Source organism: Leucobacter rhizosphaerae (assembly GCF_022919175.1).
In the GTDB taxonomy this organism is placed as follows: domain Bacteria; phylum Actinomycetota; class Actinomycetes; order Actinomycetales; family Microbacteriaceae; genus Leucobacter; species Leucobacter rhizosphaerae.
The window spans coordinates 1,631,474-1,649,328 of sequence record NZ_CP095043.1 but is presented as its reverse complement, the minus strand read 5'-3'; the positions used below and the strand labels follow the sequence as shown (position 1 = coordinate 1,649,328).

Genomic DNA, 17,855 nt, shown 5'->3' with positions numbered 1-17,855 from the left:
TTCCACCACACCCATCATGATGAAGGAGTCACCGATGAACCTGAAGAAGAACAGACTGCTCGCCGCCTCCGCGGCCGTGTCCGCCCTGCTGATCCTGGTCGGCTGCAGCACCGCGCCTCCCGGGGGCGACGCGCAGCCCGCGGAGGACTGCACGCCGCGCGATGCCGATCTGACGACGATGACCGACGGCACGCTCACGGTGGCGCAGTACGAGTACCCGCCCTTCTCGATGTCCGATGGCCCGTCGACGCTGACGGGGCTGGAGGGCGACATCCTCACGAAGTTCGCCGAAGCCCAGTGCCTGACCCTCACGGTCAACAAGGGGGACTCCGCGGCGATGATCACCTCGGTCGCCACCGGACGCGCGGACACGACCCTCGGATCCTGGTATCGGACCAAGGAGCGGGACGAGATGGTGCGGCTCTCCGCACCGGTGATCATCTCGCCCTTCTCCTCGGTGACGAAGGACGGAGCGAGCACGGTCGATGAGCTCGCCGCGCTCAAGATCGGTGTCGGGCAGGGGCTCGTCGGCGTCGACAAGCTGAAGGAGGTGCTGGGCGACAGCCTCAGCATCTACCAGAACGACGACGCGACGTACGACGACATCAAGGCGGGCCGCGTCGACGGCACGGTGCAGGGCTTCATCGCCGCGCACACCTACCTCGACAAGCACGGCATCACCGACTTCCAGGTGACCGTCCTGGACGCGGACGACCGTCTGCCCGCCACGCTCGATCCGGGGCAGACCAACTTCCCCGTGAACAAGGAGAACGAGGCGCTCGGCGAGGCGATCGACAGTTTCATCGCCGAGCTGCGCGAATCGGGCGAGCTCGACGCGATCGCAGAGGAGTACGGCCTTGATCCCCAGGTCATGCACCCGGGTGACCCGAATCTGCTGTAATCCCACGCGGGAGGTCCGACGGACGCGCTCCGCCGGACCTCCCCGCCCGCACCCAGCCGTTAAGGTGGTGGAACCATGAGCCTCCAATCCGTGAGCAAGACGATCCAGGTGCTTGAGGCCTTCCTCGAGTTCGATGGGGGACGGTCGAGCGTGTCCGAGCTCGCCAGGCTGCTCGGGTGGTCCCGCGCGGCCACGCACCAGTACGTGTCGACGCTCGCCGAGTCCGGCTGGCTCATGCAGAACGACAAGCGCGAGTACCTCCTCTCGCCCCGAGCCGCGGTCTTCGGTCGATTCGCCATCGAGTACTCGGCGGTGCCCGCGGAGATCTCGCGGGCGATGGTGACGCTCGTGGAGCAGCTCAACGAGCCGATCTCGTACGCCGTGCTGAACGGGAACGAAGCCATCATCATCGAGCGGCACGAGCCGAGGCGGCCGTTCGCGATCACCCAGGCGCTGGAGCCCCACCTCGACCCCCGGACCTCGGCGTCGGGCCTGGCGCTCCTCGCGTTCGACGCCCATTTGGATCGTGCCCGCTGGGCCGGACTTGAAGGGAAGCTCGAGGAAGCGCGGGCGCTCGGGTACACGGAGTCCCACTCGGATTGGCTCGGCGATGCCATCGATGCCGTCGCCGTCCCCATCATGCTCCGCGGAGAGTGCCTCGGCGCGCTCAGCGTGATCGCCCCGGCCGGGCGCATGGACCTCCCGATCGCCCGGAGCACGCTCTGCGCGGCGCGTCAGTCCATCGAGCGCGAGCTCGCGGAGGCGGCGCTCGGCTCGCCGACCCCGCAATCTGATTCAGAAGAGTAAGGAGAACGTCACGTGAGTGCAGTCGCACGCATCCCGGAACCGGAAGCCGGAGCCCTCTCCGCCGATGTCACCGTCATCGGTGAGACGGCGTACGTCACGGTGATCCCGCTCGACGAGCAGGGTGAGCTGCCCGACGGCATCGAGGCGCAGTCGGAGGTGGTGATCGACGCGCTCGCCGCCGAGCTCTCGCGGGTCGGCGCGGGCCTCGGCGACGTCGCCCACCTCACCATCTATCTCCGTGATCTCGGGCAGAATCGGCCCGTCTTCAACGAGGTGTACGCGCGCCGATTCGGGGCGACCGTGCCGGTGCGCTGCGCCGTCGGTGTCGCGGAGCTCGCGCGGCCCGCGATGCTGGTCGAGCTCACGGCGATCGCCGCGGTGCCGTTGTCCTGAGCCGCGCAGGTGCACCAGGGTGCGCGCCCGGACCACGCCTGGCACACTGGAGAGATGACTGAGAGAGCCGGACTTCCCGCACGCGAGAGCGACCTGATCGACGTCCCGGCCCTGCTCGCGGCCTACACCGAGGTGGTGCCGGATCCCGCCATCGCCGCGCAGCGCGTCGTCTTCGGCACCTCCGGCCACCGCGGCACGTCGCTCAACGGCTCGTTCAACGAGGCGCACATCGTGGCGATCAGCATCGCGATCGCCGAGTACCGCGCCGCTCAGGGGATCGCGGGTCCGCTCTTCATCGGCGCCGATACCCACGCGCTGTCCGCGCCGGCCGAGCAGACCGCGCGGGAGGTGCTGCTCGCGCAGGGCGTGCACGTCCTCGCGGCCGCGGGCTCGGGGGACGAGACGTTCGTGCCCACCCCGGCCCTGAGCCACGCGATCCTCACCCACAACCGCGAGCGCGCGAGCGACGATCCGCAGCGCGCCGACGGCATCATCGTGACCCCGAGTCACAACCCGCCCACCGACGGCGGCTTCAAATACAACCCGCCCCACGGCGGCCCCGCGGACACGGCCGCCACCACCTGGATCGCCGACCGGGCGAACGAACTGCTCGAGAGCGGGCGTGATCTCACGTCGACCGCGGCGGTCGACGGCGTGGAGCCCGGTGAGCTCGGCCACTACGACTTCCTGGGCGGCTACGTCGAGGCGCTCGAGCAGGTCATCGACGTCGCGGCGATCCGCGAGGCCGGGGTCCGCTTCGCCGCGCATCCCCTCGGCGGGGCGAGCGTCGCGTACTGGGCGGCGATCCGGGATCGCTACGACCTCGATCTCACGGTGCTCGGTCCGGGGGTGGATCCGCGCTGGGCGTTCATGCACCTCGACTGGGACGGCAAGATCCGCATGGATCCATCGTCGGCGTCGGTCATGTCGACGCTCGACGTCTACCGCGACAGCACCGACCTGCTCACCGGCAACGACGCGGACGCCGACCGTCACGGCATCGTCACCGCCGACGGCGGGCTCATGAACCCGAACCACTACCTCGCGGTCGCGATCGACTACCTGCTCTCGCATCGCCCCGACTGGCCGACGAGCGCCGCGGTCGGCAAGACACTGGTGTCGTCCGGGATCATCGACCGCGTCGTGGCGGATCACGGCCGCGAGCTGCTCGAGGTGCCGGTCGGCTTCAAGTGGTTCGTGCCGGGTCTCGCGGACGGGACCGTCGTGTTCGGCGGTGAGGAGAGCGCGGGGGCGTCTTTCCAGCGCTTCGACGGCACCGCGTGGAGCACCGATAAGGACGGCATCCTGCTCGCGCTCCTCGCCGCGGAGATCCAGGCGGTCACCGGCCAGGCCCCGGATGAGCGGTACCGCGAGCTCGTCGCGCGCTTCGGCGCACCCGCCTACGCCCGCATCGACGCCGCGGCGACCCCCGAGCAGAAAGCTCGCCTCGGCGCGCTCGCCCCGGAGGACGTCACGGACACGGAACTCGCGGGGATCCCGTGACCGCGATCCTCACGGCCGCACCGGGCAATGGGGCGAGGATCGGGGGCCTCAAAGTCGAGACCGCGCACGCCTGGTTCGCCGCCCGCCCGTCGGGCACCGAGGACGTCATGAAGATCTATGCCGAGTCGTTCCGCGGACCCGAGCACCTCGCCGAAGTGCAGGCCGCGGCGCAGGCGCTCGTGCAGCGGGTGCTCGCGGGGTAGTCGTCGCGCACGCACGGCGTCGTGGAGCGATACTCTTGTTCCCATGTCTGAGCCGAGCCCCGCATCCCGCCGCTACTCCTACCTGGGGCCGGCTGGAACGTTTACCGAGGCCGCGCTCAAGCAGGTGCCCGAGGCGGCGGGCCAGGAGTGGGCGCCCGTCACCAACCTCGGCGAGGCGCTCGGGGACGTGCTCTCGGGCGACAGCGACGCCGCGGTCATCGCGATCGAGAACTCGATCGACGGCGGGGTGACCGTCGCGCTCGACGCGCTCGCCACGATCCCGGGCCTGCGCATCGTCGGCGAGTACCTCGTGCCCGTGCGCTTCGTGCTCGTCGCCCGCCCCGGCGTGCGCCGCGAGGACATCACCGTGGTCGCGGCCCACCCGGTCGCCTACGGGCAGTGCCGTGCGTGGCTGGATGACCAGATCCCGCGCCACCGCCACCTCCCCGCGACCTCGAACGTGCAGGCCGCCGTCGATCTCTTCGCCCCCGGCACGGGCATCGACGCGGCGATCGCGCCTCCGGGCATCGAGGAGCACTACGACGTCGAGGTGCTGGCCGAGGGGCTCGCGGAGAACCCCGACGCCGTGACCCGCTTCGTGCTCGTGAGCCGCACGGTACCGGTGGGCGAGCCCACGGGGGCCGACAAGACCTCGCTCGTCGTGGAGCTGCCGGAGGATCGTGCGGGTGCGCTGCTCGAACTCCTCGAGCAGTTCGCCACCCGCGGAGTCAACCTCACGCTGCTCCAGTCGCGCCCGATCGGCGACCGGATGGGTCGGTACCGCTTCGTGATCGACGCCGAGGGGCACATCAAGGACGAGCGCGTGGCCGACGCGCTGCTCGGCGTGAAGCGGTTCAGCCCGAACGTCGTCTTCCTCGGGTCGTATCCGCGGGCGGATCGCATCGCCGCGACGACCAAGCCCGTGCACGACGACGACACGTTCCGCGACGCGCGCGATTGGTTGCGCGGGGTCATCGAGGGGACGCCGGACGGCGCGTAGGCGGTCTGCTGGGCAGCGCACTGCTGGCCTGAGTTCTGCCGGCCCGCGTATCCGAGCCGGTTACGGCTTCCATTCGGGCAGCACCCGCACGATCAGCGCGCCGGGATCGACGCGGCCGCTCGCCGCGAGCGCAAGACCGAAGTCGTCGCCGTCGAGCTGGATCGGCTCCGGCGTCGGCACCGACACGGCGTAGCTCGTCGCGCGGTCGTACACCACATTGCGCGTGTCGTTCACGAGGTCGATGAGCTTGCGGCCCGTCTTCGTTTTCCGCAGCACCCCGTTCTCCCAGCCGATCTTGTTCCAGATCCGGAGCCACGAGAAGGCGCCGAGCGGCTTCAGCGCGACGACGTCGAGGAGGCCGTCGTCGAGCTGTGCGTCCGGGATCAGGAGGACCCCGCCGGGCATCAGCCCGCAGTTGCCGATCATGACGGTGTAGACGGAGATCGACTTCACCTCGGAGCCGTCGACCGAGTAGTGGATCGGGAGCGGCTTATCGCGCAGCATGGTGCGCACGCCGGCGTCGACGTAGGCGAGCCATCCCAAGCGTTTCTTCAGCGTCGCGCGGGTCGCCGAGATCGCTCGCGCGTCGAGGCCCATGCCCGCGAGTACGAGGAAGACATGGCGGCTCTCCGACTCGTCTTCGCGCACGATGGTGAGGATCCCGAGGTCGATGGGGCGGTTCACTCCGGAGAAGACCGCGCGCACCGCCTCGTCGAGTCGGTTCAGGGGGACCCCCAGGTTGCGGGCAAGCAGGTTGCCAGTTCCCTGCGGCACGATCGTGAGCGGAACCCCGGTGCCGCGCAGCGCCTCGGCCGCGGCCCGGATCGTGCCGTCGCCGCCGCTCGCGAGCACCGCGTTGGCGCCGTCGCGGAGCGCCTGCTCGGTGGCGCCGACGCCCGCGTCGCTCTCGAGCGTCTCGTACCACCGGGTCGGTCCCCAGCCGGCGATTCGCTCCTGGGTGGCGACCGCCGCCCGGAGCGCCGCCAGGTCAGTTTTCACCGGGTGGTAGACCACTGCCGCGCTCGGTTGGGGGCGCGAGGTGGGGGAGGGCATGGAACCAGCGTAGCGGCGGACGGTGTCACCGGAGTGCTCGCCCGCCGGGTTGTCAGTGGCCCCGGGGTAAGCTGGGCACGTGATCGATCCAGTACTCCTCCGCAACGATCCTGAGACCGTCAAGCGCTCGCAACGAGCGCGAGGAAACGACGAGGCGGTGGTGGATCAGGCGCTGGCCGCAGACGCCTCCCGTCGCGCCGCGCTCACCGAGTTCGAATCGCTGCGCGCTGAGCAGAACGAGTTCGGCAAGCAGGTGAAGTCCGCCTCCAAGGAGGAGAAGCCCGCGCTCATCGCGCAGGCCCAGCAGCTCGCCGCGGCGGTCAAGGCAGCGGACGCGCGCGCGAAGGACGCAGACGCGGCGTTCGATGCAGTCTCCGCGCGCATCGAGAACATCGTGCTCGATGGTGTTCCGAGCGGCGGCGAGGAGAACTTCGTCACGCTGCGCGAGGTCGGCGCCGTCCCCGAGTTCGACTTCGAGCCGCGCGACCACCTCGAGATCGGTGAGATGCTCGGCGCGATCGACATGGCGCGCGGCGCCAAGGTGTCGGGAGCACGCTTCTACTTCCTCCGCGGCGTGGGCGCCCGGCTCGAGCTCGCGCTCATGAACATGGCGCTCGACCGCGCGCTCTCGCACGGCTTCACCCCGCTCATCACCCCCACGCTGGTGAAGCCCGAGATCATGCACGGCACCGGATTCCTCGGTGAGCACGCCTCCGAGGTCTACCACCTGCCCGAGCAGGACCTGTTCCTCACGGGCACCAGCGAGGTCGCGCTCGCCGGCTATCACTCCGATGAGATCGTGGACCTCGAACAGGGGCCGATCCGCTACGCCGGGTGGTCGACGTGCTACCGGAGCGAGGCGGGCAGTCACGGCAAGGACACCCGCGGGATCCTCCGGGTGCACCAGTTCAACAAGCTCGAGATGTTCGTCTACACCGATCCCGCCGAGGCGGAGGCCGAGCACGATCGCCTCGTCGCCTGGCAGGAGGAGATGCTGCAGGCGCTCGGCCTGCACTACCGGGTCATCGACGTGGCCGCGGGCGACCTGGGATCCAGCGCCGCGCGCAAGTTCGACATCGAGGCCTGGGTGCCGACCCAGGACGCGTACCGCGAGCTCACGTCGACGAGCAACTGCACGACCTACCAGTCGCGGCGCCTCGCGACGCGCTACCGCACGGAGTCGGGCAAGGCCGCGCCCGTCGCGACGCTGAACGGCACGCTCGCCACGACCCGCTGGCTGGTGGCGATCCTCGAGACGCATCAGCAGGCCGACGGCAGTGTGGTGGTACCCGAGGCGCTGCGGCCGTACCTCGGCGGGCTCGAGATCCTCACCCCGATCGAGCAGAAGGCGTAGGGCATGCTGGCACGAGTTACCGACGGAGAGCGGCACCTCATCGCGCTCGATCTCGACGGCACCGTCCTGAATCACGGCGCGCTGGGTGCGGGCGACGATCCCGCGGGCGGGCTCATCGACCCGGATCTGGCGCACGCGATCCGAGCGCTGCACGAGTCGGGGCACGAGGTCGTCGTTGCGACCGGCCGCTCCGTCGACGCGACGCTGCCGATCGTCGAGCTGCTCGGGATCAGGCCGCAGTGGGTCGTCGCCTGCAACGGCGCCGTCACGCTGAAGCGCGATGCGCTGGCACCGCGGGCGTATCGGCGTGAGGTCGTCGAGGCCTTCGATCCGAGCGATGCGCTCGTGAAGATCCGCACGCAGTTGATGACCGCCCGGTTCGCGGTCGAGCTCGCGGACGGCGGGTTCTTGTACACGGAATCGATCCCGACCGGCACCCTGCCGTCGACGCAGCGCAAGGTGCCGTTCGAGGAGCTGCTCGGGGTGCAGGCCTCGCGTGTGGTGGTCGTATCGCCGGATCACCGCCTCGAAGAGTTTCTGAGCGCGGTCGAGTCGCTCGGACTCACCCACGTCTCGTACGCGGTCGGGCAGACGTCGTGGCTCGACATCGCGCCCGACGGCGTGACGAAGGCGAGCGCACTCGAGGTCGTGGCCGAGAAGCTCGGGATCGCGCCCTCGCGCGTCTTCGCCGCGGGCGACGGCCGCAACGACATCGACATGCTCCGCTGGGCGGCGCGCCACGGCGATGCCGTCGCGATGGGTCAGGCGGTGCCCGAGGTGCAGGCGGTCGCGAGTCGGGTCACCGGGACGGTCGACGAGGTCGGATTGCTCACGGCACTGCGGGAGCGGTTCCCGGAGCTCGCGCGGTAGTCGCGCTCCGGGCTGTCCGGGCCGATCGCGATCTGCTGCGGAGGCGGCCGGGCGCGGGTGCGATGCCTCGCTTTGCTAAGCTCGTCTGCGGAGGGTTGTCCGAGCGGCCGAAGGAGCTTGTCTTGAAAACAAGTGGGCGGAAACGTCTCAGGAGTTCGAATCTCCTACCCTCCGCCAGTTAGCAGAACCCCTCGCCAGAACCCCGGTGAGGGGTTCCGCTGTTTCTCGCGCTGCACTGCACGAGACAGGGCGCTGCTCCCCGCGCGCACGTGTCCTGGTGTGAGCGATTTCCGGGAAGAAGTCCTGGTTCTGCACCAGAAATCGCTCACGCACGAAGTGTGAGGAGGGCTCAGCGCATCCTCGTTGGGTGCTTACGGTGTCGGCGGCGTGACCGCGAGCACGATGGTGGTGTCCTGCTGCGTCGCATTGCGATATCGATGAGGAAGACGGGAATCGAAGGTGATCGACTCGTTCTCCTGAATCGTGTAGCTCGTGCCTCCGACCTCGACGTCGAGTGTGCCGGAGATCACGTAGACGCACTCCGTAGACGGGTGGCTCCACGATTGGGGGGACGTCGCCTCTCCCGGCGGAATGACGGCGCGGAGCATTTCGAGGTCGCCGCGTCCCGGCGTGAGTCGCTCGTAGGAGAACTCGCCTCCGGGCGTCATGAGTCGCATCCGTGTCGAAGGGCCGCTGATGTGGACTGCCTCGACCTCCGGGTCACTGAACAGTGACGAAATGTCGGCGTCGAACACTGCTGCGAGCTTGCGGAGCGACCCCAGACTCGGGTCTGCGGAGCCGTTCTCGATCTGGCTCAGCATGCCGACCGAGAGTCCGGACTTCTCGGCGAGTTCCCGCAGTGTCATTCCTGCGTCTCGCCGGAGTCGGCGGAGCTGATCTCCGAGCATGGGCGTCCCTTTCGTTACTGCAAGTATGCCGGTGTCGCCGCCTCCCGGGCAGGCCCGTGCGCACCATTTGATCGACTACGTTAAAAAAGTTTGATGAGAATAAACTATAGTGGGCGTCAGCCCTCGTTTCTGATGGAGTCAGTGTCGCGTTGAGGGCTAGATCCAACTGGGTCACCGAGGAACAGATTACAAGGAAGTAGTTGCGTACGATGAAACTGCGGAGTCCGCGGCTTGCAGCCGTGACCACAGGGGTCGCCATCGCGGCCCTGGCCCTGACCGGATGTGCTGGCGGTAGCCAGGGAGGATCCGGCGGGGGAGGAAACCAAACCCTGACGGTGAGCACCTCGTTTGTGCTGAAATCACTCGATCCGAGCACGGTCTACGAAGCAACCGGTGCGATGGCGGTGCACGCGGTGTACGACACGCTCGTGACCTTCGACGGCGCGGACGTCACCGAGGCTCAGCCCTGGCTCGCGGAGAGCTTCGAGTCCTCCGCCGACGCCAAGACGTTCACCTTCACGCTCCGCGACGATGCGGTCTTCGCCGATGGCAGCACGCTCGACTCCGAGGATGTGGTCTTCAGTCTGGACCGACTGAAGAACCTGAAGGGCAGCCCGTCTCAAACGGTCGAGGGCCTCAGTTTCACCGCACCGGACGCTTCGACCGTTGTGGTGACGTCGGAGATCCCCAACCCGGATATTCCGACCATCCTGGCGATGCCGAGTGCCGGCATCATGAACGCGGATGCAGCAACGAAGCTGGGCGCGAGTGCTGCCGAGGACGCGGCAACCGCAGACACCGTCGGCAACGCCCTCGACACGGAATCCATCGGTTCGGGCGCCTACACCATTTCGAGCTTCGATCCGAGTTCCAAGATCGTGCTGAAAGCCAACCCCGACTTCTGGGGCGAGGCACCCGAGTTCGACCGTGTGGTAATTCAGAACGTGGACGTGCAGAATCAGGAACTCGCCATTCAGAAGGCCAAGAACGCGGAGATCGCTCTCGACCTTTCCGGCCCGATGGTCGAGGGGCTGCCCGACACGCTCACGGTATCGGGATCGCTCGACACCTCGTACCAGCTCAGTGCGAACCGCGACCCCGCGGTTTCCGAGATCACCGCGAACCCCGCTTTCTCGCAGGCACTGAGCCTCGCAGTGGATCGCACAGCGATCGCCGAGCTGTTCGGTGCAGATGCGGTGCCGGCGGCTGGCCTTGTTCCCCCCGCATTCGCGGGCGCACTGCCCGAGAGCGACGTGCAGGCGCGCGATATTGACGGCGCGAAGCAGCTGCTTGCCGACGCCGGTATTGCGAATCCCGAGGTTGAACTCGTGTACCCGGCGATTACGTACCGCGGCGTCGACCTCGGCACCATCGTCACGCGCGTGCAACAAGACGCCGCCGAAGCGGGCATCACCATCACGCTGACGCCGCAGCCGATCAACGCCTTCCTCGACTCGCAGGGTGCGGGCAAGCTCGCACTCGGGTTCACCCCGAGCAGCCTGAACTACCCGGTCGCCGCCTCGCTCGTGAACAATATGGCTCCGGGAGCCGGTACGGCACTCCGCACCGGCTGGACCGTCGAGCGGGCCGATCCTGCCGTCATCGCGGCCGGCGACGCCGTGCTCGCGGCGACGACCATCGAGGAACGCAGCGGCGCTATGGAGGAGTGGCAGGTGCAGATGAACGCGCACTCGCCGTTCATCCCACTCGCCAACAACTCGGGTATCGCCGTGGCGACGGCCGATCTCACGAACACCGAGTACTCACCGGCCGGATGGATCGTCGATCTGCCGCGGGTCGGGACCAAGTAACTCCGTGCTGCGCCGGATCCGGACTGCACGCCAGTCCGGATCCGGAACCACGATCAGAAGGGAACCGTCAGGTGCCACCGCTTCTCACCATGATTGCCAAGCGTTTGGGCAGTGCGCTCATCCTGCTGTGGGGGATCACAGTGATCACCTTCCTGCTGGTGAGTGTTGTTCCCGGCGACCCAGCCGCCGCGAACCTTTCCCCGCAGGCGTACGACGACCCGGAGATCCGTGAGGCGTTCGAGCGGAAGTGGGGGCTCGATCAGCCGCTCATCGTCCAGTACGGAACCTACCTCGCGAACATCCTGCGCGGAGATCTCGGGATCTCTCAGCAGACGAACCGACCGGTGCTGCAGGATCTCCAGCAGTACATCCCAGCAACGTTCGAGATCGCGATTCCGGCAATGATCATCGCCGTCGTGATCGCGATCGGACTCGGAGTGTACTCGGCTCTGCGCAAGGGCACGGCAGCCGATAACGGCATTCGCGTGTTCTCCCTCGCCGGACTGTCCACACCCCCGTTCTGGCTCGCGCTTCTCGCGCTCTACCTGTTCTTCTACGTGCTCGGCTGGCTGCCGAGTGGCGGCAGGCTGTCCAACGACTTCGATCCGCCCCCGTCCGTCACCGGGATGTACACCATCGATGCGCTGCTTGCCGGGCAGTTCAACGTGTTCGCCGACGCGGTGTGGCACCTGGTCCTGCCCGTGGGAATCCTGGCGCTGCTCACCGTCTCAGCCCTCCTGCGCTTTGTCCGCTCGGCGATGCTGGAGGTGATGGACTCGGACTTCGTGCGGTCGGCGGTCGCAAAGGGCCTTCCGAGACGAACCATCGTGTGGAGGCACCTGTTCAAGGCAGGACTGCTCCCGATCCTCACGGTCACCGGGCTGATGTTCGCGTCGCTTCTCGGCGGTGCCGTGCTCGTCGAGCAGGTCATCAGCTGGCCGGGTCTCGGCAACTACGCCTATCGGAGCGCACTGTCACTCGACCTTCAGTCGATTCTCGGCGTCACGCTCTTCATCGCGATCGTGTACACGGTGATCAATCTCATCGTCGACGTGCTCGCCGGAATCATCGATCCCAGGATTGGACACGCATGAGCACCGGACTGATTGGTACCGTTCGCCCGATGAGCGCGGCACGCGCCGAGCGTGTGCTCCGACGACAGTTCTCCTCACCCTGGCGTCGGCCGTGGACGATCATCGCGATCGCCGTGATCCTCGTGTGGGCGCTGATCGCAGCTCTCGCCCCGGTGATCGCACCGTTCGACCCGCTGAAATCGGTCGGGCCCCTGTTCCAGGCCCCCGGAGGAGAGTTCGTCCTCGGTACCGACGAACTCGGTCGTGACGTGCTCAGCCGACTGCTCTACGGTTCGCGACTGTCGTTGCCGCTCGCCGTCATCATCGTCAGCATCTCGCTGCTCGTCGGGGGCACGGTCGGACTGCTCGCCGGGTACCTGGGCCGCGCCGTCGACAACGTGCTCATGCGCATCGCGGATCTGGTGCTGGCCTTTCCGAGCATCATCCTGGCGATGGCGGTCAGTGCAGCCTTCGGACCGAGCACCGGAAATGCGGTTCTGGCTCTCGTCATCGTGTCCTGGCCGCTGTACGCCCGAATCATCCGGAGCTCTGTGCTGAGCGTGCGGAGCCAGGAGTATGTCGTATCGGGGCGTCTCCTCGGTTCCGGGCTGTGGAAGAGCCTGATCAAGGATGTCATCCCGAACAGCGCTGGTCCCGCGCTCGTCATGGCGACGATCGAGCTGGGAAACGCCATTCTGATGCTCGCTGCGCTGTCATTCCTCGGCCTCGGTCCGCGGCCTCCGGTGCCCGAGTGGGGAGCCATGATCGCGCTCGGGTCGCAGAATCTCGGGAACTGGTGGACCAGCCTGTTCCCCGGACTGGCTATCTTCACGATCGTGCTCGCATTCAACATGTTGGGTGACGGGTTGCAGGATGTCCTGGACCCGCGTTCACGGAACGGACGCCGCTGATGGCTGAGACGCTGCTTGAAATCCGGGGGCTGCGCATCAGCCTGCCCACGCCGAATGGAGCGGTCGAGGTGGTGCGCGACGCCAGTATCGAGGTGAAGCAGGGCGAGATCGTGGGTCTCGCGGGTGAGTCTGGTTCTGGGAAGACGATGACCTCGTCCGCCGTGCTCGGCTTGCTCCCGCCGAGTGCACAGACCGGCGGGGAGATCATGTTCGGTGGACGGGATCTGCTGCAACTGTCGGCCGAGGAGATGAACCGCGTGCGAGGTCGTGAGATCTCAATGGTGTTCCAGGATCCGGGATCCTCGTTGCACCCGCTGCTCCGGATCGGGACCCAGATCACCGAACACCTGCGCTACCACCTCGGTCTCAGTAGAGCCGCCGCGAACGCACGTGCGGTCGAGTTGCTGCACCAGGTGCGCATCCCGAACCCGAAGACGGCACTGAGTGCGTACCCGCACCAGTTCTCGGGCGGGCAGCGACAGCGTGCCGCGATTGCGATCGCACTCGCGTGCGATCCGAAGCTCATCATTGCGGACGAGCCGACGACCGCGCTCGACGTGACGGTGCAGGCTGGGGTGCTGCGATTGTTCGACCGACTGAGTCGCGAGATGGGGCTCTCGATCCTGTTCATCACTCACGATCTCGGAGTGCTGTCATCGGTCACGGACCGCAGCTACATCTTCCGCAACGGAGCCGTCGTCGAGTCCGGGGTGACGGCCGATGTGCTCAATAGACCGCAACAGGAGTACACGCGGTCTCTCATCGAGGCCAGATTTCAGTCCCTGGCCGAACGTGTCGACCGCGCCGAACCCGCTGACGTGGGCGACCTCTCAGAGAACGGAGCGGCGCAATGAGTGTGCTCGAATTGCAGGACGTGCGCGTCGTGCACAAACGCGCCGGAGCTCCGCCAGTGATCGCGGTCGACGGGGTCAGCCTGCAGCTCGAAGCGGGTGAGGTGCTCGGCCTTGTCGGGGAATCCGGGTGCGGAAAGTCGTCGCTGGCCCGCGTCGCCATGGGGATCGATGCTCCGACCGAGGGTCGTGCGCTCTTCGAGGGACAGGAGGTCCCCACGCTCGGCATGCGGCGGAGACGTGGATCTGCACTCGGCCTGCAGATGGTGTTCCAGAATCCCTACGCCTCCCTCAGCCCGCGTCGCACGGTAGCGAGCCAGCTCCTCGACGGCGTTCCGCGGTCAGCGCGCGAGCGAGCGCCGCGTCACGAGGCTGAACGGTTGCTCGATCTCGTCGGCCTCGATGCAACGGCACTCGGCAAGTACCCGCATCAGTTCTCGGGCGGTCAACGTCAGCGATTGGCGATCGCTCGTGCACTGGCCTCGCGGCCCCGGGTGATCGTCGCGGATGAGCCGGTCACCGCCCTGGACGCGTTCTCGGCCGCTCAGATCGTCACTCTGCTCACTGAACTCGTGCGTGAACTCGGCATGGGGATGCTCTTCATCTCCCACGATCTCTCCCTCGTTCGCGCGATTGCCGACCGGACCGCCGTGATGTACGCGGGCAAGATCGTTGAGGAAGGGGCCTCAGAGGCGCTCTGGGAACACCCCGCTCACGAATACACCCGCACATTGATCTCGGCGATCCCAGAGATCACCCCCGAAAAGCAGCTCCCAGGACAGCCCGAACCGATTGGAGAACTCGCGTGAATCGTTCGACCCTCGACAGCTCACTCGCAGAGCGTCAGCCGACCATTGTGCGAGGAGCGAAGTTCTTCGACGGGATCGAGGTCCGCGATGACCTCGAAGCGGTGGGCATCGGCCCCGACGGCGTCATCAGCGCGGTCGGCGGACTGGCAGAGGTGCGCGCCTCTTTCGCGTCTGGATTGGCCGTGCGCGAGATCGATTTGGAAGGCGGCTTCGTCTCGCCCGGACTGGTGAATGCTCACGTCCACCTGGGACTCGCACTCCCCGGAGCAGCGGGCGATCTCATCCGCTCAGGTGAGGATTCGGACCTGCTGCTCGTGATGGCGGATTCGGCGCGGCGCACGCTGCACGCGGGTGTCACGACGACCCGGCTGGTGGGGGAGAGCCGCGGCCTGGACTTCTCTCTGCGCCGCGCGATCCGAGCGGGCCTGGTCGACGGCCCCAACATCATCACCGCCGGACAGGCCCTGTGCTGCACCGGCGGGCACGGCTGGGACTCCGATGCCGTGGAGGGTGACGGCGCCGACGACTTTCGCCGGCTCACCCGACTGCAGATTCGCGGAGGGGCAGACCTGATCAAGGTCTGCATCTCCGGTGGCATCGCCGGCGAGCACGAGGAGATCCATACCCCCCAACTCTTCGATGACGAAATGGCGGCGGTGATTGCCGTGGCTCATGACTGGGGCCGCAAAGTGACGGCGCATGTCGGTCCGTCTGCGACGCTCTTGCGGGCAATTGAACTCGGTCTGGACTGCGTCGAGCACGGGTATGAGCTGACTCGAGAGGTCACCGACCTGATGGCCGAGCGCGGCGTCTGGTACGTCCCCACCATCACTGTGAGCCGCTGCGACGAGTTCTTCGACGCGATGGGCGCGCCCCACTGGATGAAAGAACGCGCGCTGTCAGCCGGTCCCCGCCACTGGGAGAGCCTGCAGCACGCCATCGCGAGCGGAGTTCGCATTGCGATGGGAACCGATATGCCGCCCGCTGCAGCGTATGACGGTACGACCGCGACGGTGCGAGAAATGGAGTTCATGGAGGAGGCAGGGATGACCGCACGTGAAGTCCTGGTCTCGGCGACGAGCGCCGCCGCTGAGCTCATCGGAGATCAGCGCCTCGGTCGTGTGTCCGTCGGCGCCCGCGGCGACCTGATCGCGATGCGCGAGGATCCGACGCAGAGCGTATCCGCTCTGCGCACCCTTGACTGGGTGATGCAGGGCGGTCGTGTCGTTCGCGCCGCCTCGGAGGCGTCATCGTGAACCGGACGGAGACGCCGTGGGACATCGCCGATGACTTCGTCGGAGAGCTCGCTCCGCATGAGCCGACGGCAGCGCAGGCCATTGGCGCCCCCATCGGCCATGGTCTGCCCGACCTCAGCCCGGAATGGTGCGTTGCACGCTATGAGCTCGAGGGGCGAACACTCGATCGCCTCGCCAGGGTGGAGACTGCGGGTCTGAGCCCGGCCGAGCGATCGCTGGTTGCGGCCATGTCGGAGCGGCTCGCCAGCGATCGACGTCTCTTCGAAACAGGGTTCACGCCGCGGCTCGTCGCCCCGCTTGCAAGCCCCGCGCATACGGTGCGGGAGTCATTCGACGGTGTCATCATCGATGCTGCGCACGGGCGGGCGGTTGTCGAGCGTCTCGAAGCGGTTCCGGAAACGCTGCAACAGCTCCAGCGACGACTGATCTGGGCGGCGGAAGAAGGTGCACGAGGGACGTTCGCAGGAGGGGGTGTGGTCGCCGAACGCCAGCTTGAGGTGTTGGCGGGGCAGATTGACGGCTGGCTCGACCCGGACGGCATGGATTTCTTCCGCTCGATGCCGATCGCCGCGGACGCACCTGCCGACCTCGTCGTGCGTGCCCGGACCGCTCAGGATCGCGCAAGCCACGCCTACACCGCGTTCGCGGAGTTCTTGCGAGGGCCGCTACGCCTCGAGGCCCCGACGAACGACGCGGTCGGTGCGTCGGTCTACCTTGCAACGGCTCGGAGTTTTCTCGGCGCTGATGTCGATCTCGATGAGTTGAGTGCCTACGGGTGGAGCGAGCTCGACCGTCTCGTCGCACGTGCGACTCAGGTCGCAGCCCGCGTGCTCGGCGTCGCAGAGCGCGACGAGACTTCTGAGCCCGCGAGTGCGCTGCTGCGACGTGCGGCGGCTCGACTCGACGAGGATCAGGCGGGCGCCCTGTCCGACGAGTCGGCGATTCGGGCGTGGCTCGAATCACGGATCGGTGACACGATCAGCGCGCTCGACGGTGCGGCGTTCGACATTCCGCCAGCGATTCACGATGTCGTGTGCGACGTCACCCGCGCCGCGGCAGGAGTCGTCTACTACACACCCGGGGCGCCCGATGGCTCCCACCCGGCGCGGGTGGTCTGGACGATTCCGCGCGACGAGACCTCGATTTCCACCTGGAAAGAAGTGACGTCGATGCACCACGAGGGTGTACCGGGTCACCACCTCGAACACACCATCAACCGGGCCAATGTTGCCCTGCACCCGTGGCAGCGCGCGCTCTGCGAGGTGCACGGGTACGCGGAAGGGTGGGCGCATTATTCCGAGCAGTTGTCCGAGGAGCTAGGGCTTCTGCGGTCCGACGGTGAACTCCTGGGGATGCTGCTCGGCCAGATCTGGCGGGCGGTACGGGTCATCGCGGATATCGGTCTCCACACCGGTCGCCCGGTGCCCGAGAACAGATTCACGACGGAGCTCGAGTGGACCCCCGAACTGGCTCGACGCATGCTGGTCGAGCTTGCGCTCACCTCTGAGCAGACAGCGCAGTTCGAGGTGGATCGGTATCTCGCCTGGCCCGGCCAGGCACTTGCCTTCAAAGCTGGTCAGCGGCTATGGAATGGGCTTCGGGAGGACGCAGAAGCCCGCGGAGACTTCGACCTCAAGACATTTCATCACGATGCGCTTTCCTGGGGCCCGATGGGGCTCGCGCCGTTGGCTGAGCTACTCGCGAACTCAGGACGCACCTCCACCACTGACACCGCGAAGGACTCAATATGACCGCCATCACAGGAGCTCAGGAGCTCGTCGACACCATCGAGGCGCTCTACCAGGGGCTGGGGGATCGGGAGGCGTTTGATCGTCGGCTTCACCCCACTGTGACGGTGTGGGAGACGGCCGACCCGCGACTCCTTCGGGGGATCGCGGAGCTCGATGAGTTGCGCGGTCCCGCGATTCCGGCTGCGGCTCGCACGGCTCCGGTGCCGATCGTCACACCCACCCACATCGTCAGCGATGCATGGGGAGATACCGGCGTGGTGCGCTACGTGCTGGAGGTGCGCGCAGATGAACGCTCGCCCGTCACGGAAACAGTTCGCGTCACTGATGTGCTGAGACGGGACGATCACGGGTGGAGGATCGTGCACCATCACGCTCAGGATCTGGATCCCGGTACCTCGTAA

16 protein-coding genes, 1 tRNA gene and 1 pseudogene are annotated in these 17,855 nt (G+C 67.3%); 16 read left to right on the top strand and 2 right to left on the bottom strand.

Going from position 1 to position 17,855, the window contains the following annotated elements:
* The first annotated feature begins 34 nt into the window (after positions 1 to 34).
* The 5 genes and pseudogenes from MUN76_RS07590 to pheA all read left to right on the top strand — a co-directional run bounded on the left by MUN76_RS07590 (position 35) and on the right by pheA (position 4,807).
* On the top strand, positions 35 to 901 hold the full coding sequence (locus MUN76_RS07590) for a substrate-binding periplasmic protein (RefSeq protein WP_244688548.1): 867 nt from the start codon (positions 35 to 37) through the stop codon (positions 899 to 901).
* A gap of 75 nt (positions 902 to 976) precedes the next feature.
* The gene (locus tag MUN76_RS07585) at positions 977 to 1,708 is read left to right on the top strand and encodes an IclR family transcriptional regulator (protein ID WP_244688546.1); all 732 of its coding nucleotides are present in this window, start codon (positions 977 to 979) and stop codon (positions 1,706 to 1,708) included.
* A 12-nt stretch (positions 1,709 to 1,720) separates the two neighbouring features.
* Positions 1,721 to 2,101: a RidA family protein gene (locus tag MUN76_RS07580; RefSeq protein ID WP_244688544.1), complete on the top strand. Its 381-nt coding sequence runs from the start codon at positions 1,721 to 1,723 to the stop codon at positions 2,099 to 2,101.
* Positions 2,102 to 2,155: 54 nt separating this feature from the next.
* Positions 2,156 to 3,807 (top strand): annotated as a pseudogene (gene pgm / locus MUN76_RS07575) (phosphoglucomutase (alpha-D-glucose-1,6-bisphosphate-dependent)).
* Positions 3,808 to 3,850: 43 nt separating this feature from the next.
* The gene (gene pheA / locus MUN76_RS07570; protein ID WP_244688543.1) at positions 3,851 to 4,807 is read left to right on the top strand and encodes a prephenate dehydratase; all 957 of its coding nucleotides are present in this window, start codon (positions 3,851 to 3,853) and stop codon (positions 4,805 to 4,807) included.
* Positions 4,808 to 4,867: 60 nt separating this feature from the next.
* Here pheA and MUN76_RS07565 read toward each other — a convergent pair whose 3' ends face one another.
* Positions 4,868 to 5,860, bottom strand: coding sequence for a diacylglycerol/lipid kinase family protein (locus MUN76_RS07565; protein WP_244688541.1), 993 nt, complete (start codon positions 5,858 to 5,860; stop codon positions 4,868 to 4,870).
* A 79-nt stretch (positions 5,861 to 5,939) separates the two neighbouring features.
* On the opposite strand from MUN76_RS07565, the gene serS reads away from it, so the two are divergent.
* From serS to MUN76_RS07550, 3 genes are all read left to right on the top strand, one after another.
* Entirely contained in the window at positions 5,940 to 7,214 is a 1,275-nt protein-coding gene (gene serS, locus MUN76_RS07560; protein WP_244688539.1) for a serine--tRNA ligase, read from the top strand.
* 3 nt (positions 7,215 to 7,217) lie between these two features.
* Positions 7,218 to 8,084: an HAD family hydrolase gene (locus tag MUN76_RS07555; RefSeq protein WP_244688537.1), complete on the top strand. Its 867-nt coding sequence runs from the start codon at positions 7,218 to 7,220 to the stop codon at positions 8,082 to 8,084.
* Positions 8,085 to 8,173: 89 nt separating this feature from the next.
* A tRNA-Ser gene (locus MUN76_RS07550) sits at positions 8,174 to 8,261 on the top strand.
* Positions 8,262 to 8,455: 194 nt separating this feature from the next.
* Here the strand turns inward: MUN76_RS07550 and MUN76_RS07545 are convergent.
* Entirely contained in the window at positions 8,456 to 9,019 is a 564-nt protein-coding gene (locus MUN76_RS07545) for a helix-turn-helix domain-containing protein (protein WP_429953355.1), read from the bottom strand.
* Between the two features lie 308 nt (positions 9,020 to 9,327).
* Here MUN76_RS07545 and MUN76_RS07540 point away from each other — a divergent pair, with 308 nt between their 5' ends.
* The 8 genes from MUN76_RS07540 to MUN76_RS07505 all read left to right on the top strand — a co-directional run bounded on the left by MUN76_RS07540 (position 9,328) and on the right by MUN76_RS07505 (position 17,855).
* Complete coding sequence (locus tag MUN76_RS07540; protein ID WP_244688534.1) at positions 9,328 to 10,803, top strand: ABC transporter substrate-binding protein; 1,476 nt, start codon at positions 9,328 to 9,330, stop codon at positions 10,801 to 10,803.
* An 89-nt stretch (positions 10,804 to 10,892) separates the two neighbouring features.
* On the top strand, positions 10,893 to 11,897 hold the full coding sequence (locus MUN76_RS07535) for an ABC transporter permease (protein ID WP_244688532.1): 1,005 nt from the start codon (positions 10,893 to 10,895) through the stop codon (positions 11,895 to 11,897).
* Positions 11,898 to 11,926: 29 nt separating this feature from the next.
* Positions 11,927 to 12,787 carry an ABC transporter permease gene (locus MUN76_RS07530; protein WP_244688530.1) on the top strand — a complete coding sequence of 287 codons (861 nt, stop codon included), beginning with the start codon at positions 11,927 to 11,929 and terminating at the stop codon, positions 12,785 to 12,787.
* On the top strand, positions 12,787 to 13,641 hold the full coding sequence (locus tag MUN76_RS07525) for an ABC transporter ATP-binding protein (RefSeq protein ID WP_244688528.1): 855 nt from the start codon (positions 12,787 to 12,789) through the stop codon (positions 13,639 to 13,641). Before MUN76_RS07530 ends, MUN76_RS07525 begins: the two co-directional genes overlap by 1 nt.
* Entirely contained in the window at positions 13,638 to 14,447 is an 810-nt protein-coding gene (locus MUN76_RS07520) for an ABC transporter ATP-binding protein (protein WP_244688527.1), read from the top strand. The genes MUN76_RS07525 and MUN76_RS07520 overlap by 4 nt, the downstream gene beginning before the upstream one ends.
* Positions 14,448 to 14,548: 101 nt before the next feature.
* Positions 14,549 to 15,703, top strand: coding sequence for a metal-dependent hydrolase family protein (locus MUN76_RS07515; protein WP_244688525.1), 1,155 nt, complete (start codon positions 14,549 to 14,551; stop codon positions 15,701 to 15,703).
* Positions 15,700 to 17,454, top strand: coding sequence for a DUF885 domain-containing protein (locus MUN76_RS07510; protein WP_244688523.1), 1,755 nt, complete (start codon positions 15,700 to 15,702; stop codon positions 17,452 to 17,454). Before MUN76_RS07515 ends, MUN76_RS07510 begins: the two co-directional genes overlap by 4 nt.
* Positions 17,451 to 17,855: a YybH family protein gene (locus tag MUN76_RS07505; RefSeq protein ID WP_244688521.1), complete on the top strand. Its 405-nt coding sequence runs from the start codon at positions 17,451 to 17,453 to the stop codon at positions 17,853 to 17,855. Before MUN76_RS07510 ends, MUN76_RS07505 begins: the two co-directional genes overlap by 4 nt.

Coding starts and splice junctions, on each gene's coding strand:
- MUN76_RS07590 (WP_244688548.1), top strand. CDS start 35: ATGAACCTGAAGAAGAACAGACTGCTCGCCGCCTCCGCGGCCGTGTCC.
- MUN76_RS07585 (WP_244688546.1), top strand. CDS start 977: ATGAGCCTCCAATCCGTGAGCAAGACGATCCAGGTGCTTGAGGCCTTC.
- pheA (WP_244688543.1), top strand. CDS start 3,851: ATGTCTGAGCCGAGCCCCGCATCCCGCCGCTACTCCTACCTGGGGCCG.
- MUN76_RS07565 (WP_244688541.1), bottom strand. CDS start 5,860: ATGCCCTCCCCCACCTCGCGCCCCCAACCGAGCGCGGCAGTGGTCTAC.
- MUN76_RS07555 (WP_244688537.1), top strand. CDS start 7,218: ATGCTGGCACGAGTTACCGACGGAGAGCGGCACCTCATCGCGCTCGAT.
- MUN76_RS07535 (WP_244688532.1), top strand. CDS start 10,893: ATGATTGCCAAGCGTTTGGGCAGTGCGCTCATCCTGCTGTGGGGGATC.
- MUN76_RS07530 (WP_244688530.1), top strand. CDS start 11,927: ATGAGCGCGGCACGCGCCGAGCGTGTGCTCCGACGACAGTTCTCCTCA.
- MUN76_RS07525 (WP_244688528.1), top strand. CDS start 12,787: ATGGCTGAGACGCTGCTTGAAATCCGGGGGCTGCGCATCAGCCTGCCC.
- MUN76_RS07520 (WP_244688527.1), top strand. CDS start 13,638: ATGAGTGTGCTCGAATTGCAGGACGTGCGCGTCGTGCACAAACGCGCC.
- MUN76_RS07505 (WP_244688521.1), top strand. CDS start 17,451: ATGACCGCCATCACAGGAGCTCAGGAGCTCGTCGACACCATCGAGGCG.